Here is a 16,125-nt window from a genome sequence, read left to right on the forward strand (position 1 = left end):
AGCGCGTCAAGAACTGACGATGACCCGTCGAAACCGCGTATCGACGGGCCCGTCTTCACCGCCCGGTGGTGACGATGGGTTCATGAGTCCTTGGCGGATGACGCGCTGGAAACGGGGGCACCCGCTGCCGGTCACTGACCCGGACAACGGCCCGGCCGAGCCCTCCACGGGTGCGGGCGAGCCGGATCGCCGGCACGAGGCGCTTGTGAGCGTCCGGCTCGGCCCGTCCGCGCCCGGCAGTCACCTTGTGGAGTACCTGCGGCACGAGCCCTGCGCCGTCGCCGCGTGGTGGATCGCCGCCGACGTCGACGCCGTGGTGCGGCTCTCCGCCGACAGCATGACAGTGCTGCACCGCGCCGTGGCCGACCTGCGTCGCCGTGCCGGGGTGGAGGTCGCGGTGGCGCACTACATCCTCCGCGCGCTCGACCTGACCGATCCGGCGGACCCGCGTACGGCGAAGGACAGCCCGGCCTGGGCGGTGCCCGCCGCATGAGCCTCCCCACCGTGGCCCGCCGGAAATCGGCGGGCGTCTACCGGCGTGGGATCGACAGAGAGGACCAACCGACGATGGACGAGGCAGCGACAAGGTACGCCGTTCCGGTGCGCAATCTGCCGGGACGGCAGGTACGGACGGTGCGGACCGGCCGTTCACCGCAGGGGCAGCGGGTGGGGATCGCCTTCACCCGGGTCGACCTGCTGGTGGCCGCAATGGGCGCGGACCAGCCGTGGGAGGAACTCTGCGAGTCGGCGTTGCGGGCAATGCTGCGCCCGCTCGGCATCGACCGGATTCAGGTCGACCCGCTGCTGGTGGCGCCACCGCTCGCCGAGAGTGTCGGCGACCTGGCGGCACCGACAGCGCCGGTCCGGATGCCGGCCCTGGCGGGCACCGGAGGCGGGCCGGGTCAGGGGCGGTAGCGATAGCCCATTCCCGGCTCCGTGATGAGGTGCCGGGGGCGGGCCGGGTCGTCCTCCAGCTTGCGCCGCAACTGGGCCAGGTACTGCCGCAGGTAGTTGGTCTCGTTCTGGTACTCCGGCCCCCACACCTCCTGGAGGAGCTGCCGCTGGCTGACAAGCTTGCCGGGGTGCCGCACCAGCTTCTCCAGCACGCTCCACTGGGTGGGTGTCAGCTTGACCTCGGTGCCGTCGTCCCGTCGTACGCTGCGGTCGGCCAGGTCGACCGTGTGCTGGCCGATCCGCAGTGCCGGCACCGCCTCGCTTGACGTACCCAGCCGTCGGGTGACCGCGCGGATGCGGGCCAGCAGTTCCTCCACCCCGAACGGCTTGGTGACGTAGTCGTCGGCACCGGCGTCGAGCGCCGCCACCTTGTCCTCGCTGCCGGCCCGGCCGGAGAGCACGATGATCGGCACGGCCGTCCATCCGCGCAGCCCTCGGATCACCTCCACCCCGTCGATGTCGGGCAGGCCGAGGTCCAGCACCACAAGGTCCGGCGGATGGGTGGCGGCGGCCTTCAACGCGGCCGCGCCGGTGCCGGCGACGTCCACGTCGTACCGGCGGGCGCGCAGGTTGATCCGCAGGGCACGCAGGATCTGCGGTTCGTCGTCGACGACCAGGATGCGCGTCATTCCTGCGGCCCCTCCGAGCTGGACTGCGCGGCGGGCAGCCGCAGCACCAGGGTGAGCCCACCACCGGGGGTGGTCTCCGGGATGATGCTGCCACCCATCGCCTCGACAAGCCCCCGGGACAGGGCGAGACCGAGACCGACACCGGTCTGGTTGTCCCTGTCGCCGAGGCGTTGGAACGGCAGGAAGACGTTCTCCCACTGGTCCTCCGGGATGCCCGGTCCCCGATCGATCACGCGCAGCTCCACCTGCCCGGCGTGCGCGCTCGCGGTGATCGTGGGTGGTTTGTCGGGCGGGCTGTAGCGCAGCGCGTTGGCGACGATGTTGACGAGCACCCGTTCCAGCAGGCCCGGGTCGGCGGTGGCCGCCGGCAGGTCGGCCGGGATGTCCGTGGCGACTGTCGCGGCCGCCGGGCCAAGTTCGTCCAACGCCAGGGGTACGGCGTCCTCCAGGCCGATCGCGGTCGCGGTGATGCCGAGGACGCCGGCCTGGAGTCGACTCATGTCCAGGAGGTTGGCGACCAGCCGGGCGAGGCGGTCCAGCGACTCCTCTGCGGTCTCCAGCAACTCCTCTCGGTCGGACTCGTCGAACTCGATGTCGTGGCTGCGCAGACTGGTGACTGCCGCCTTCGCCGACGCCAGCGGCGTACGCAGGTCGTGGCTGACCGCGGCGAGCAGCGCGGTGCGCATGCGGTCGGCAGCGGCGAGGGGTTTGGCGGTGGCTGCCTCCTCGGCGAGCCGTTCCTGGCGCAGCGCGACGGCTGCCTGGGCGGCGAACGCCTCGACGATCCGCCGGTCGGCGGCCTCCAGTCGGCGTCCGCTGAGCACGACTGTGATCCGGTCGTCGACCGGTACCGCCGTCTCACCGCCGTCGGGTGTGCCGGCCGGCTGGTCGCCGACGCTGGCCACGACACACCAGGCGTGCTCCTCGCGGGACCTGTCCGGACGGCCGCTGGCCTCCTCGGCCAACTCCAGCACGCTCACCGCGCGCAGCCCGAAGGTTTCCCGGAGCTGGTCCAGCAGGGCGGGCAGCGGGCGTTCGCCGCGCAGGACGCCACCGGCCACGGCGGCGAGGGTCTGCGCGTCGGCGGCGGCGCGGGCGGCCTCCCGGGTACGCCGGGCGGCCACGTCGACGACCCAGCTCACCGCCAATGCCACGCCGACGAAGACGGCCAGGGCGAGCAGGTTGTCCGCCTCGGCGATCGTCAACGTGCGGTAGGGCGGGGTGAAGAACCAGTTGAGCAGCAGCGAGCCGCCCAGCGCGGCGACAAGCGCCGGCCACACTCCACCGACAAGCGCGACCCCGACGACCCCGGCGAGGAACAGCAGGATGTCGTTTGTGAGCGTCAGGTCGGGCAGCGTCCTCAACAGCAGGGTGAGCAGCGGCATCCCCAGCGCGGCCAGGACGAAGCCGAGCAGCCTCCGGCGTCGCGACAGCGCGGCCGGCACCGCTGCCGCCCGACGGCCCTTGCCTGCCTGTTTGTGGGTGACAAGGTGCACGTCGATCGAGCCGGAGAGCGCGGTGGTGGTCACCCCGACGCCCCGGGCGAAGATCTGCGCGAGGCGTCCCCGCCGGCTGGCGCCGAGAACCAGTTGGGTGGCGTTCACGCCCTGGGCGAAGTCCAGCAGCGCGGCCGGCACGTCGGTGCCGAGCACCTGGTGGTAGGTGCCGCCGAGGCTCTCCACGAGCACCCGCTGGCGGGCGAGTTGGGCCGGGTCCGCGCCGGCCAGGCCGTCGCTGCGGGCGACGTGCACGGCGAGCAGGTCGGCGCCCTTGCTGCGGGCAGCGACGCGGGCGGCACGGCGGATCAGCGTCTCGCCCTCCGGGCCTCCGGTCAGCGCCACCACGACGCGTTCCCGGGCCTCCCAGGTCGCGGCGATGCCCTGCTGGCTGCGGTACACCTCGAGCTGCTCGTCGACCTTGTCGGCCAGCCAGAGCAGCGCCAGTTCGCGCAGCGCGGTGAGGTTGCCGACCCGGAAGTAGTTGCCGAGCGCGGCGTCGATCTTGTCAGGGCGGTAGATGTTGCCGTGCGCCATCCGGCGGCGCAGCGCCTCGGGTGTCATGTCGACAAGCTCGACCTGCTCGGCGGCTCGGACGATCTCGTCCGGCACTGTCTCCCGCTGGGTCGTGCCGGTGATCTGCGCGACGACGTCGTTCACCGACTCCAGGTGCTGCACGTTGACCGTGGACAGCACGTCGATCCCCGCGTCGAGCAGTTCCTGGACGTCCTGCCAGCGCTTGTCGTGCCGCGAGCCGGGCACGTTCGTGTGTGCCAGCTCGTCGACCACAGCGATCTCCGGCCGGCGGGCCAGCACCGCGTCCAAGTCCATCTCGGTGAACTCGGCGCCCCGGTAGGTCATCGTGCGGCGGGGCACCTGCTCCAGGTCACCGACCATGGCGGCGGTCTGCTGCCGGCCGTGGGTCTCCACGAAGCCGATCACCACGTCGGTGCCGCGCGCGGCTCGCCGCTGGGCCTCCTCCAACATGGCGTACGTCTTTCCGACGCCCGGGGCGGCTCCGAGGTAGATGCGCAGTTCTCCGCGTGGCACGGGAACCATCCTCTCCGATCAGAAGGAAGGGCCCCTTCTTAACGCGAGGCGTTAAGAAGGGGCCCTTCCTTACGCGTTCAGCGAGCGGGGTACTGCTTGTCGAGCGCGATGTTGAGTTCCAGCACGTTGACCCCCGGCTCGCCCATGAAGCCGAGCCCTCGTCCGGTGGTGTGCTCGTCCACCAGCTTGCGGACCGCCGCCGGGTCCGCGCCGCGTTCCCGCGCCACCCGGTTTACCTGCAATTCGGCGTACGCCGGGCTGATCTGGGGGTCGAGGCCGCTGCCGCTGGCGGTGACCGCATCGGCGGGCACTGCCGGCTCGGCGGGGGCGTCGCCGCGGATCGGGGTGATCAGCCCGCCGGCGGCCACGTAGTCCTCGCCGGGCTGGGCCAGTTCCACAGGCACCCCCTGGTACGAGGACACGAACGGCGTGGCCGGGGCAGCCTGGTTCACGCTGACCACCCGGGTGACCGGGCCGGTCAGACCGTCGGCGCGGAAGACAGCGAGCACCGCGCCGACCCCGTCGTCGGTGCAGAAGGGGCGGCTGCCGTCGACGCCATTCAGCTCGCCGACCGACCTGCTGCGCCCGCAGACCTGGGTGAGCAGGCTTTCGCTGGACTCCTCCGGGTCGGTGGCCAGGGTGTCGACAACGCTCTCCGGGCCGAGGTTGCTGGCCGCTGTGGAGGTCGGGTCGTAGCCGTCTCCGGCGGCCGACGGACGGGACTGGAAGTAGCGGCCGATGGGGCTGCCGTCGGCGTCGGTGAAGGACTGGCCGATAAGCGAGCTGCCGATCGTCGTCCCGCCCGAGGTGATCAGCGAGCCGTCGGCCTTGTGGTTGAGGCCGGGCAGCTGACCGACCGCTACCAGGGCCAGCGGGTAGACCAGCCCGAGCAGCACCGTGAACACGAGCACGGCGCGCAGGGCGGCGAGGTGTTGGGCGATCCAGGTGGGTAGGCGCATCACGAAATCCCCGGGATGAACTGGATGAGCAGGTCGATGAGCTTGATCCCGATGAACGGCACGACGATGCCGCCCAGGCCGTACACCAGCAGGTTGCGGCTGAGCAGCTTCGACGCGGCGGCCGGCCGGTACCGCACGCCGCGCAGGGCGAGCGGGATCAGCGCGATGATCACCAGGGCGTTGAAGATGACAGCGGACAGGATCGCCGACTCCGGGCTGGCCAGCCGCATGATGTTCAGCGCGTCCAGGCTCGGGTAGAGGCCGGCGAACATGGCCGGGATGATCGCGAAGTACTTCGCGATGTCGTTGGAGATGCTGAACGTCGTCAGCGCACCGCGCGTGATCAGCAACTGCTTGCCGATCTCCACGATCTCGATGAGCTTTGTCGGGTCGGAGTCGAGGTCGACCATGTTGCCGGCCTCCTTGGCGGCCGACGTACCGGTGTTCATCGCCACCCCGACGTCGGCCTGGGCGAGCGCCGGTGCGTCGTTGGTGCCGTCACCTGTCATGGCGACCAGCCGGCCACCCTCCTGCTCCCGCTTGATCAGCGCGAGTTTGTCCTCCGGTGTCGCCTCGGCCAGGAAGTCGTCCACCCCGGCCTCGTCGGCGATTGCCTTCGCGGTACGCGGGTTGTCACCGGTGATCATCACCGTGCGGATGCCCATGCGGCGCATCTCGTCGAACCGCTCCCGCATGCCGGCTTTCACGACGTCCTTGAGGTGGATGACGCCCAGCGCGCGGGCGGGCTCACCGTCGACGTGCTCGGCGACCACGAGCGGGGTGCCGCCGGTGCTGCTGATCGCGTCCACGATCTCGCCGACCTGCTCGGTCGGGTGGCCGCCGTTCTCCCGTACCCACTTCATCATCGCGGCGGCGGCGCCCTTGCGGACCCGGCGGGCAGTGCCCACCGCTCCCCCGTCCACGCTGCCGTCCGGGGTCAGGTCGACGCCGCTCATCCGGGTCTGCGCGGTGAAGGGGACGAAGGTGGCGTGCGGCATCACGCCGGCCTCGCGCTCGCGCAGCCCGAACTCGTTCTTGGCCAGCACTACCACCGAGCGCCCCTCGGGGGTCTCGTCGGCCAGGCTCGACAGCTGGGCGGCGTCGGCCATCGCCTCGACGGCTACCCCTTCGACGGGTACGAACTCGGCGGCCTGCCGATTGCCGAGCGTGATGGTGCCGGTCTTGTCCAGCAGCAGGGTGTTGACGTCGCCGGCCGCCTCGACGGCCCGGCCGCTCATGGCCAGGACGTTGCGCTGCACGAGCCGGTCCATGCCGGCGATGCCGATGGCCGAGAGCAGCGCGCCGATGGTGGTCGGGATGAGGCAGACGAGCAGCGAGATGAGCACGATCGCGGTGACGCCGGAGTCGGTGATCGCCCCGCTGTCCGGTGCCGCCGCCTGGTACGCCTTGGAGAAGATGGCCAGTGGCTGGAGGGTGACAACTGCCAGCAGGAAGATGATCGTGAGCGCGGAGAGCAGGATGTTCAGCGCGATCTCGTTGGGTGTCTTCTGCCTGTTGGCGCCCTCGACCAGGGCGATCATCCGGTCGATGAAGCTCTCCCCCGGCTTCTGGGTGATCTTCACGATGATCTGGTCGGAGAGCACCCTGGTGCCGCCGGTGACAGCGCTGCGGTCACCGCCGGACTCGCGGATGACCGGAGCCGACTCGCCGGTGATTGCCGACTCGTCGACGCTGGCGATGCCCTCCACGATGTCGCCGTCGCCGGGGATGATGCCGCCCGCCTCGACGAGTACGACGTCGCCCTGACGCAACTCCGGGGCTGCGACTGCCTCGTCGGTGTAGCTGTTGGCCCGCGCGCCGGGCTTCCAGCCGACCAGACGGGTGGCGATGGTGTCCTTCTTGGCCTGCCGCAAGGTCGCGGCCTGCGCCTTGCCCCGCCCCTCGGCTACCGCCTCGGCCAGGTTGGCGAAGAGCACTGTCAGCCAGAGCCAGACGGTGATCGCCCAGGCGAACACCGACGGGTCGGTCACCGCCAGGACCGTGGTGAAGGCCGCGCCGACCTCGACGATCAGCATCACCGGGTTGCGCCACATGGTGGCCGGGTTCAGCTTGCGTACGGCGTCCGGCAGGGACCGGATGAGCTGCTGAGGGTCGAGCAGGCCTCCGCCGACCCGCTTGCCCTGGTCGGCTGCGGTGGCGAGCTGCCCGGATGTCACGGACATGTCCTCGTTCCTCATGATGGTCAGAGCCCTTCTGCCAGCGGGCCGAGCGCGAGCGCCGGCAGGAAGGTCAGCGCGACGAGGACCACCGTGACGCCGACGACCATCCCGACGAACAGCGGACGGTGGGTCGGCAGGGTGCCCTCGGACGCGGGGGTGGGTGCCTGGCGGGCCAGCGAGCCGGCCAGCGCGAGCACGACGATGATCGGGAGGAAGCGGCCCAGCAGCATGCACAACCCGAGCGCGGTGTCCCACCAGGTGGTGTTGACAGTGATGCCGCCGAAGGCGGAGCCGTTGTTGTTGCTGGCCGAGGTGAACGCGTAGAGCACCTCGGAGAGGCCGTGCGGGCCGACGTTCAGCGCTGTCGAGTTGTTGCCTGTGGCGAACGCCGCCGCCGTGCCGACGAGCACCAGGATCGGCGTGATCAGGAAGTACAGCGAGGCGAACTTGATCTCCCGCGAGCCGATCTTCTTGCCCAGGTATTCAGGCGTGCGACCCACCATCAGGCCGGCCACGAAGACCGTGATCACCGCGAGGATGAGCAGGCCGTACAGGCCGGAACCGGTGCCGCCCGGCGCTACCTCGCCGAGCATCATGTTGACCATCGGCATCATGCCGCCGAGCGATGTGAACGAGTCGTGGAACGAGTTCACAGCGCCGGTCGAGGTGAGCGTGGTGGCGGCGGCGAAGGTCGCCGAGTTCGAGACGTCGAACCGGACCTCCTTGCCCTCCAGCGCCGCGCCGACGGCCTGCGGAACGGTGCCCTGACCGGCCAGCTCGAACACGTTGGTGAGGGCGACGCTCGCGACCGCGAGAATGCCCATCACCGCGGCGATCGCGTAGCCCTGCCGGTTCTGCCCGACCATCCGGCCGAACACCCGGGGCAGGCTGAACGGGATCAGCAGGATCAGGAAGATCTCAAGCCAGTTCGTCCACGAGGTGGGGTTCTCGAACGGGTGGGCGCTGTTGGCGTTGTAGAAGCCGCCGCCGTTGGTGCCCAACTCCTTGATCACTTCCTGGCTGGCGACCGGCCCACCGGTGATGGTCTGGGAGCCGCCGGTGAGCGTCGTGACGTCGGTGCCGCCGGACAGGTTCTGCACCGCCCCGCCGATCATCAGCGCGATGGCGCCGAGCACCGCGATCGGCAGCAGGATCCGCAGCACGATCCGGGTCAGGTCGACCCAGAAGTTGCCGAGCTGCCCGGTGCGGCTGCGGGCGAACCCGCGTACCAGCGCGACCGCCACCGCGATGCCGACCGCCGCCGAGACGAAGTTCTGCACCGCCAGGCCGGCCATCTGCACGAGGTGGCCCATTGTCGACTCACCCGAGTACGACTGCCAGTTGGTGTTCGTCACGAACGACACGGCCGTGTTCCACGCGCCGTGCGGCACCACCGCGTCGAAGCCCAGTGACAGCCACAGGTGGTTCTGCACCCGCTGGAACAGGTACAGGAACAGCAGCGAGATGCCGGAGAACGCCAGCACGCTGCGGGCGTACACGCCCCAGGTCTGCTCGGAGGCCGGGTTGACCCCGACCAGTCGGTAGATCCCCCGCTCAACCCGGGATTGTTTGGTGCCGGCGACCGCCCGGAACATGTAGTCGCCGAACGGCTTGTAGACGGCGACGATGGCCGCCACAAGCGTCAACACGAAGATGACGCCCGCTGTTGTCATGGTCATCAGAAGCGCTCCGGGAACAACAGGGCGAACACCAGGAACGCGCCCAGGACGATCGCGAGCACCAGGCCGACGGCGTTTACCGCGTTCACAGCTTCTCCACCGCCCGGATCACCAGGGCGAGCGCTGCGAACAGCGCCACCGTCAGGACCACGAACACCACGTCAGACACGCTGACTCCCTCAGACCGGCTAGGTTCGCGCGACCGCCTTCCGGTCGCGCGGGGCAATCAAAGCCCCGCTACGCGCCGGTCGGCAGAGGTCGTGACGCGACAAATACGGCGGCGAACCGTTTCTTGACGCGGTTTTCACACCCGTGCCTGAACAGGTGAAATGCGGCACAGAGCAGGCTGAGGCTGGTTGTTGTTCGCCCTTTGCTCTGCTTCAACGGACGCAACACGGAGGCGCTGTCACCGTTGCGCTGGTTGAAGCAGAGCAAAGGACACAACGGAAGTGACCGCGAGCGACCCGGCTGGGTGGCTCGCGCGGCGTGGTGCAGGCGGAGGCGGGGGCCGGTCAGGCCGGGCGGCGGGCCACAAGCACGTCACGCATGATCGACTGATCCACCCGGTGCCGCAGCGCGCGGTAGGGCTCCGCGTCGACAACGCTCAGGCCGGCGTCGGCAAGTGCCGCCGCCGCGTCGTCCCGGCTGGCCACGTGGGTATTCCAGGAGATGCCGAGCGCGCCGCCGGGCCGCAGCAGCCGTGCCCAGACTGGCGCGGCGTCCGCGAGTAGCCTCAGCGGATCACGGGTCAACCCATGATCGGCGGTACGACTGCCGTGCTGCACGCCGTACGGGGCGTCCGCCACTATCAGGTCGACGGTCTCCGGCCGGAAGAACTCCCCCGACCTGGTGGTGTCCGCGTTCACCACGTCCAGCAGTTGCGTGCGACCGGCCTTGTGCTCCTCACGGGTCGGTGCCAGCTCGATCCGCACCCGACGGCCGACAACCTTGCGCTCCCGCCGTACCGGACCCGACTCAAGCACCCGGTGCTTGATCCGCTTCTGCTTCAGCCAGGTGGTGATGAACGCCCGGTACGCCTCGACGTCCTTCTGGTCGCGCTCCACCCCGGCGGCGTCGAAGCCGTACATCAGCGCCTGGTTGAGGGTGGTGCCCCGACCGCACAGCGGGTCGAGCACCCGGAACCGCCGGTCGGTCAGCTCGCCGGCCCAGTCCGAGGCGAGCAGTGTGACGTTGAGCAGCAGCTTGGTGAACTGCTCGTTGGTCTTGCCCGGGTACTTCTGGATGGTGAGCAGGTCGTCGTCGTAGCGGTCCAGCCTGGTCCACTCGACCGGGCGCAGCAGGTCGCCGACGATCTCGAACAGCGCGTACCCGGCGGAGAGATTGCCCAGGACGGCGAAGTCACGCTCGGTCAGCCCGTCGCCGGCGAACGTCACGTAGGACGCCCCACCGACGACCTCGGTGTCCAACTCACCGATCCGACCGTCGAGCGCCGAGCGGCCGAAGATCTCCAGCTCGGCCCGGGTGAGATCGACGGCGGAGCGGGCGTACACCCGGTTGGTGGCGGGCAGGATCAGCAGGCCGTAGCGCGTCATGGTCCGGCGAGTATTCCACAACGGGTGACGGTCGCCGGGAACCGGAGCGACCGCCGGAGCGACTACCGGTACATGGGGTGTGAGCAGTGGCGGGAGGTCCTGTCCGCGCAGCTGGACGGGGAGGAGACCGCCGACGAACGGGCGGCGGCGCAGGTGCACCTCGACGGGTGCGCCGATTGCCGGGCCTGGTTCACGGCGGCGGCTGCGGTGACCCGTCGGGTTCGTACCCGTTTGGTCACCGACGTTCCCGACCGGGCCGCCGCGATCCTGGCCGCCGCCGCGGCGACCCCGCCGCCCCGGCAGTCGTGGTGGCGACGCCTGGCCGGGCGCGGACCCCTGGTCGCCGGGCTGCGCGCGGCGCTCGGCCTGCTCGGCGCGGTGCAGTTGGTGCTCGGCCTGGCCCAGGTGGGTAGGGGCGCGGCCACTGACCACCTGCACCCCACCGGCCAGCACCTGTGGCACGAGTCGGCCGCCTGGAACGTCGCGGTGGGTGCCGGCTTCCTCTTCGTGGCGGTACGCCGCACCCCGCCGGCCGGGCTGCTGCCGATGCTCAGCGCGTTCGTCGGCACGCTGCTGCTGCTCTCGGTGAACGACCTGGCCACCGGCTCGGTGGACGGGCAGCGGCTGGTCAGCCACGGTTTCCTGGTGGTCGGCTATCTGATCACCGTGCTGCTGTCCCGCCCCGGGCTGCGCCCCGGTGGGCCCTCGCCGCAGCGGCAGCAGGCACCGTCACGCTGGCGGTTCCGCCCCGAAGAGGTGGACCGGCCGCTGCGGGTGGTCAATTCCGGGGCGTACCCCGCGCAGGCCGCCGACCGGCACGCGGCACCGGCGGCACGGACCGGCGACCGACGGGCCGCCTGAGCCTGCTCAGCCCGCCTGTCGCTGGCGTGCCCGGTGGGCGCGCAGGTTCGCCGGAAGGCCGCAGACCCGGACGGAGTGCCAGACCCCGCTGTTGTTGCGGGAGCGGTCGTAGAACGCCACCTGGCACCGGGGGTTGCGGCAGGTCTTGATGCGCCTGCCGACGTCGGTGAGTTGCGCCGCGTACAACTCCGCCAGGACGAGGGAGACAAGCAACTCGGCCCCTGTCCCGGCGGGATCGAGGTGGACCGAGCCGTCCCCGTCCAGCAGAAGCGTGGCACCTGTCGCACGAGCGGCCGGCACCGGCTCGGGCGGCCCGGATTCCGGTGTGGCGTGCAGCCTGGCGGCGATCCCGTACCGCAGCTCGTCGCGGAAGGTTCGCAGCGCCCGCAGGTCCGCCGGGTCGAGCGTCACGTCGGGTGCCGGCCGCCCGGTGGCCGTCGACCACCGGGCGCAGACATCGTGCGCCCACTGCGTGGCGCTGTCGAGATCGTCGAGGAGATCCGGCTGGCGTGGGGCTCCGGCCGGGAGCGTGTTGAGTAGGTCCTGGACGAGCCCGAGGCCGCCCGGTGCGGGGTCGAGGCCGTATCTCGCGGTGGCGGGCCACGGCGGAGGGGACACCGACGGCATTGTCACATCACTTTCCGATCAGGCCGAGCGCCCCGTACCACAGCGGGCCCGGGTTCACCCAGTCCGGATAGAGCTCCATCATCGCGTCGAAGAACTCGATGGCTGTGGACTTCTCAGCCAACAGCCGCTCCACGTTCAGCAGGTACCTGCGGGTCTCGTCGATGCTCGACGGGTCATCGGGGAGGCTGCGGTTCTTGTGGCTGGCGACCACTGCCCGGGGCGCGAGGGCCTCGACGCGGTCGAGGGCCTTGAGCCACTCCCTCAGGCCACCGTTGACGGTTTCCAGCAGGTACTGGTGGACCCCGTTGTAGACGACGTCGCCGGCCACCACGAGGCCGATCGACGGCACGTGCAGGACTGTGGTCTGGTCGCCGTCGGTGTGCCCGGTCTCGACCGGCTGGGCGACGTTTCCTTCGAGCAGGATTCCGCCGGGCGGCACCGGAATGGCGTCGACGGGCGACTCCGGGATCAGCCCGGGGAAGACCTTGTCGAACACCTCTTGGCGCCCGACGGTGGCCTGCTGGTGCATGACCTCGATGGTGCCGGGCGTCGCGTAGGTGACGGCGTCGGGGAAGCGCTTGACCAGCTCAGGGGCACCGAACCAGTGGTCACCGTGCCCGTGGGTGGCGTAGATGGCCGTCAGCCGCTTGCCCGACCGCTCGATCCAGTCGCCCGCCGTCGCGATCTGCTCATGGGTGAACGGCGGGTCCACCAGCAGCGCCTCCTCGGCTCCCGAGATCAGGGTGGTGGCTGTCGGATTGAAGTGGATGGGCGAGCCGTCCGGCATGCGCTGGCCTCCGGCCCGGATCGGGCCATCCAGGACCAGTACCTCGTAGGACAGGGCGGATGGGGACATGTCTCCTCCTCGGCGACGCGGGTCGCGACCGTCGGCGCACGTCCACCGACGAAATAAGCGTAAGTCGTATGCCTATTTCAGTCCGGCGTTTGCCGAGTCTCCTGCCTCACACCTCCAGCGATGACCTGCGGGATGACCTGCTCCACGATCGTCAGCAGCGTGGTGGTGAGCAGCAGGTGCACCTGAGGGCGGGTCAGCGCGCCGCGCTGGAGCCACTCCCGGGCGGTCGAGGTCGCCAGGCCGCAGTACGCCCGGACCATCCCGCGTAACTCCTCGTGGTGCTCCGCCTCGTCGGCAAGCCCGACGGCGACGAGCATCCGGTCCGCGGCGACCTCCTCGGCCTCGGCGAGCACCCGCTCCACGTCGGCGTCGCCACCCATGCCCCGCGCCGTGACGGCGGCCAGCCAGGATGTGCTGTGCCGTGACACCACGTCGAGGAACCAGGTGACGCTGGCGTCGATCCGAGTGCGCAGGTCGCCCTTGGGCAGTCGTTCCACGGCGACCTCGGGGATGGTCACCATGACCCGGACGACCTCCAGGTAGAGGTCCTTCTTGGCGCCGAAGTAGTGGTTGACAAGCCCTCTGGCGACACCTGCCTCGCGGGCGATGTCGGTGGTCGACACGTCCGCGTACGGGCGCTCGCCGAACAGCCGGACCGCGCAGGCCAGGATCTGCCCGCGTCGGGCGTCCGGCTCCAGACGGCGGCGGCGCGGAGCCGTCTCGACACTCATCTGCCCGACCCTATCGGCAGCTCACGACGTCGGGCCGAGACGTCGACCCGATCGACCCGCCTTCCCTGACATCGGGGTGTCCCCACGCTGCGGATAGCCCGATATCAAGGAAGGCGTGTGGATCAAGAGTTATTGACAGGCTGCCAACAGCGCGCGAGGGTGGTGGACATGCCGACGCCCGCACTCGACGGTCCCCCCTCGCCCTGGCGGCAGCCGGAGCACGACGACCTCGCCGACCTGGCCCGCACCTTCTTCACGAAGGAGGTGCTGCCGCACACCGAGCGCCTGCTGGCCCAGGGCCACCCGGATCGCGAGCACTACCGGCGCGCCGGTGAGCTGGGGCTGCTCGGGCTGTCAGTGCCGGAGGAGTACGGCGGTGGGGGCGGCGGCTTCACGCACGAGGCGGTGCTGCTGCACGAGCAGGCCCACACCGGGGAGAGCAGCCTCGGGCTGGCCGTCCACAGTGGCATCGTCACCGGCTACCTGGTGGAGTACGGCAGCGAGGAGCAGAAGCGACGCTGGCTGCCCGGACTGTGCAGCGGTGAGCTGGTCGGCGCGATCGCGATGACCGAGCCCGATGGCGGCTCCGACCTTCAGGCGATGCGCACCCGGGCGGTCCGCGACGGTGACGACTACCTGGTCACCGGCGCGAAGACGTTCATCACAAACGGTGGCCTGGCCGACCTGATCGTCATGGCGGTCAAGACCGACCCCGAGCAGCGGGCCTCCGGCATCTCCCTGCTGGTCTGCGAGGTCGGCGGCGACCCGGAGGGCTTCCGCCGGGGCCGGCTGCTGTCCAAGGTGGGGCTGCACGGCAACGACACCGCCGAGTTGTTCTTCGACGACTTCCGGGTGCCTGCGGCCAACCTGCTGGGCGGCGCCGAAGGGCTGGGCTTCATCCAGATGATGCAGCAGCTTCCGCAGGAGCGCCTGGTCATCGGCGTCGGGGCGGTCGCCGCCATGGAACGCGCCGTCGAGCTGACAGTCGCGTACGCGAAGGAGCGCACCGCCTTCGGCAAGCCGCTGATGGGCCACCAGAACACCCGGATGGTGCTCGCCGAGTGCGCCACCCGCACCCGGGTCAGTCGGGTCTTCCTGGACGACTGCATCGTCCGGCACAGCCGTGGCGACCTGGACGTGGCGACCGCAGCTATGGCGAAGTCGTGGCTCACCGAGGGCCAGTGCGAGGTCGTCGACCGCTGCCTGCAGATCTTCGGCGGCTACGGCTACACCACCGAGTACCCCATCGCCCGGATGTACGCCGACGCCCGCGTCCAGAAGATCTACGGCGGCACCAACGAGATCATGAAGGAGCTGATCGCCCGTGTCCTCTGAGGCGTACGTCTATGACGCGGTCCGCACCCCGCGCGGACGCGGCCGGGACACCGGCGCGCTGCACGGGGTCAAGCCGATCTCCCTTGTCGTCGGCCTGATCGACGCGCTGCGTGAGCGCAACCCGGGCCTTGACGTCGGGCGGCTGGAGGACCTGCTGCTCGGCATCGTCACACCTGTCGGCGAGCAGGGCGGTGACCTGGCGCGCGCCGCCGCCCTGCTCGCCGGGCTGCCCGACGAGGTGGGCGGGGTGCAACTCAACCGGTTCTGCGCCTCCGGGTTGGAGGCTGTCAACTCCGCCGCCGCGCGGATCCGTTCCGGTTGGGAGCACCTGTTGCTGGCCGGCGGGGTGGAGTCGATGTCGCGGGTGCCGATGGGCGCCGACGGCGCTGCCTGGGCCACCGACCCGCAGACCGCGCTTGCCACGTCGTTCGTGCCGCAGGGCGTCAGCGCCGACCTCATCGCCACACTTGAGGGCTTCACCCGCGACGACGTGGACGGCTACGCGCTGCGCTCGCAGGAGCGGGCCGCCAAGGCGTGGGCGGGTGGGCATTTCGCCCGCTCGGTGGTGCCGGTCCGCGACGCCAACGGGCTGGACATCCTCAGTGTGGACGAGCACCTCCGCCCGGACACCACGCGGGAAGGGCTGGCCAAGCTCACGCCGTCCTTCGCCACGATTGGCGAGGCTGCCGGCTTCGACGCTGTCGCCTTGCAGAAGTTCCACTGGCTGGAGGCCATCGAGCACGTCCACCACGCCGGCAACTCGTCGGGAATCGTGGACGGTGCCGCGCTGGTGCTTGTCGGCTCGGAGCAGGTCGGCCGGGACCTCGGCCTCACCCCGCGCGCCCGGATCGTCGGCGCGGCGGTCACCGGCGCCGACCCGACGCTGATGCTGACCGGCCCGATCCCGGCCACCCACAAGGCGCTCGCCGCCGCCGGCCTGACCCTCGACGACATCGACCTGTTCGAGATCAACGAAGCCTTCGCCGCAGTGGTCCTCAAGTACGTCCGCGACCTCGGGCTGGATCCGGACCGCGTCAACGTCAACGGCGGCGCGATCGCTCTGGGCCACCCGCTCGGCGCGACCGGAGCGATGCTGCTCGGCACCGCGTTGGACGAGTTGGAACGCCGCGACCTGCGCCGCGCCGTCGTGACCCTCTGCATCGGCGGCGGCATGGGCGTCGCCACCGTCATCGAGCGCTGCTGACCCGGAGGACC

General features: G+C 70.5%; 15 protein-coding genes. 5 read left to right on the top strand and 10 right to left on the bottom strand.

What is annotated here, in order from left to right:
* The first annotated feature begins 82 nt into the window (after nucleotides 1-82).
* The gene (locus tag ACLQ23_RS03135) at nucleotides 83-493 is read left to right on the top strand and encodes a hypothetical protein (protein WP_355588381.1); all 411 of its coding nucleotides are present in this window, start codon (nucleotides 83-85) and stop codon (nucleotides 491-493) included.
* Nucleotides 490-915 (top strand): SAV_915 family protein, encoded by a 426-nt coding sequence (locus ACLQ23_RS03140; protein WP_355630773.1) that lies wholly within the window; start codon nucleotides 490-492, stop codon nucleotides 913-915. Before ACLQ23_RS03135 ends, ACLQ23_RS03140 begins: the two co-directional genes overlap by 4 nt.
* Here ACLQ23_RS03140 and ACLQ23_RS03145 read toward each other — a convergent pair.
* The 7 genes from ACLQ23_RS03145 to ACLQ23_RS03175 form a co-directional block, all read right to left on the bottom strand.
* Entirely contained in the window at nucleotides 903-1,583 is a 681-nt protein-coding gene (locus tag ACLQ23_RS03145) for a response regulator (RefSeq protein WP_053658977.1), read from the bottom strand. The two genes, ACLQ23_RS03140 and ACLQ23_RS03145, sit on opposite strands and share 13 nt — an antisense overlap.
* On the bottom strand, nucleotides 1,580-4,129 hold the full coding sequence (locus tag ACLQ23_RS03150; protein ID WP_425880318.1) for a DUF4118 domain-containing protein: 2,550 nt from the start codon (nucleotides 4,127-4,129) through the stop codon (nucleotides 1,580-1,582). The genes ACLQ23_RS03145 and ACLQ23_RS03150 overlap by 4 nt, the downstream gene beginning before the upstream one ends.
* A 77-nt stretch (nucleotides 4,130-4,206) precedes the next feature.
* The gene (locus ACLQ23_RS03155; RefSeq protein ID WP_425880319.1) at nucleotides 4,207-5,088 is read right to left on the bottom strand and encodes a potassium-transporting ATPase subunit C; all 882 of its coding nucleotides are present in this window, start codon (nucleotides 5,086-5,088) and stop codon (nucleotides 4,207-4,209) included.
* Complete coding sequence (gene kdpB / locus ACLQ23_RS03160; protein WP_425880320.1) at nucleotides 5,088-7,271, bottom strand: potassium-transporting ATPase subunit KdpB; 2,184 nt, start codon at nucleotides 7,269-7,271, stop codon at nucleotides 5,088-5,090. The genes ACLQ23_RS03155 and kdpB overlap by 1 nt, the downstream gene beginning before the upstream one ends.
* A gap of 20 nt (nucleotides 7,272-7,291) precedes the next feature.
* Complete coding sequence (gene kdpA / locus ACLQ23_RS03165) at nucleotides 7,292-8,947, bottom strand: potassium-transporting ATPase subunit KdpA (protein WP_425880321.1); 1,656 nt, start codon at nucleotides 8,945-8,947, stop codon at nucleotides 7,292-7,294.
* The gene (kdpF, locus tag ACLQ23_RS03170; protein ID WP_036390805.1) at nucleotides 8,947-9,036 is read right to left on the bottom strand and encodes a K(+)-transporting ATPase subunit F; all 90 of its coding nucleotides are present in this window, start codon (nucleotides 9,034-9,036) and stop codon (nucleotides 8,947-8,949) included. The genes kdpA and kdpF overlap by 1 nt, the downstream gene beginning before the upstream one ends.
* A 423-nt stretch (nucleotides 9,037-9,459) precedes the next feature.
* A complete protein-coding gene (locus tag ACLQ23_RS03175; RefSeq protein WP_425880322.1) occupies nucleotides 9,460-10,500 on the bottom strand; it encodes a TRM11 family SAM-dependent methyltransferase in 1,041 nt (346 codons plus the stop codon).
* 72 nt (nucleotides 10,501-10,572) lie between these two features.
* Between ACLQ23_RS03175 and ACLQ23_RS03180 the strand changes: the two genes are divergently transcribed.
* Nucleotides 10,573-11,361: a zf-HC2 domain-containing protein gene (locus ACLQ23_RS03180; RefSeq protein ID WP_355588532.1), complete on the top strand. Its 789-nt coding sequence runs from the start codon at nucleotides 10,573-10,575 to the stop codon at nucleotides 11,359-11,361.
* 6 nt (nucleotides 11,362-11,367) lie between these two features.
* On the opposite strand, the gene ACLQ23_RS03185 is transcribed toward ACLQ23_RS03180, so the two are convergent.
* The 3 genes from ACLQ23_RS03185 to ACLQ23_RS03195 all read right to left on the bottom strand — a co-directional run bounded on the left by ACLQ23_RS03185 (nucleotide 11,368) and on the right by ACLQ23_RS03195 (nucleotide 13,575).
* Nucleotides 11,368-11,988 (bottom strand): CGNR zinc finger domain-containing protein, encoded by a 621-nt coding sequence (locus ACLQ23_RS03185; protein WP_425880323.1) that lies wholly within the window; start codon nucleotides 11,986-11,988, stop codon nucleotides 11,368-11,370.
* A gap of 7 nt (nucleotides 11,989-11,995) precedes the next feature.
* Nucleotides 11,996-12,844, bottom strand: coding sequence for an MBL fold metallo-hydrolase (locus ACLQ23_RS03190; RefSeq protein WP_425880324.1), 849 nt, complete (start codon nucleotides 12,842-12,844; stop codon nucleotides 11,996-11,998).
* A 77-nt stretch (nucleotides 12,845-12,921) separates the two neighbouring features.
* Nucleotides 12,922-13,575 (bottom strand): TetR/AcrR family transcriptional regulator, encoded by a 654-nt coding sequence (locus tag ACLQ23_RS03195; RefSeq protein ID WP_355588361.1) that lies wholly within the window; start codon nucleotides 13,573-13,575, stop codon nucleotides 12,922-12,924.
* A 168-nt stretch (nucleotides 13,576-13,743) separates the two neighbouring features.
* Between ACLQ23_RS03195 and ACLQ23_RS03200 the strand changes: the two genes are divergently transcribed.
* Nucleotides 13,744-14,910, top strand: coding sequence for an acyl-CoA dehydrogenase family protein (locus ACLQ23_RS03200; protein ID WP_355588359.1), 1,167 nt, complete (start codon nucleotides 13,744-13,746; stop codon nucleotides 14,908-14,910).
* Complete coding sequence (locus tag ACLQ23_RS03205; RefSeq protein ID WP_355588357.1) at nucleotides 14,900-16,114, top strand: acetyl-CoA C-acetyltransferase; 1,215 nt, start codon at nucleotides 14,900-14,902, stop codon at nucleotides 16,112-16,114. The genes ACLQ23_RS03200 and ACLQ23_RS03205 overlap by 11 nt, the downstream gene beginning before the upstream one ends.
* The last annotated feature ends 11 nt before the right edge of the window (nucleotides 16,115-16,125 follow it).

Source organism: Micromonospora sp. DT41, assembly GCF_049841715.1.
Lineage (GTDB): Bacteria > Actinomycetota > Actinomycetes > Mycobacteriales > Micromonosporaceae > Micromonospora > Micromonospora profundi.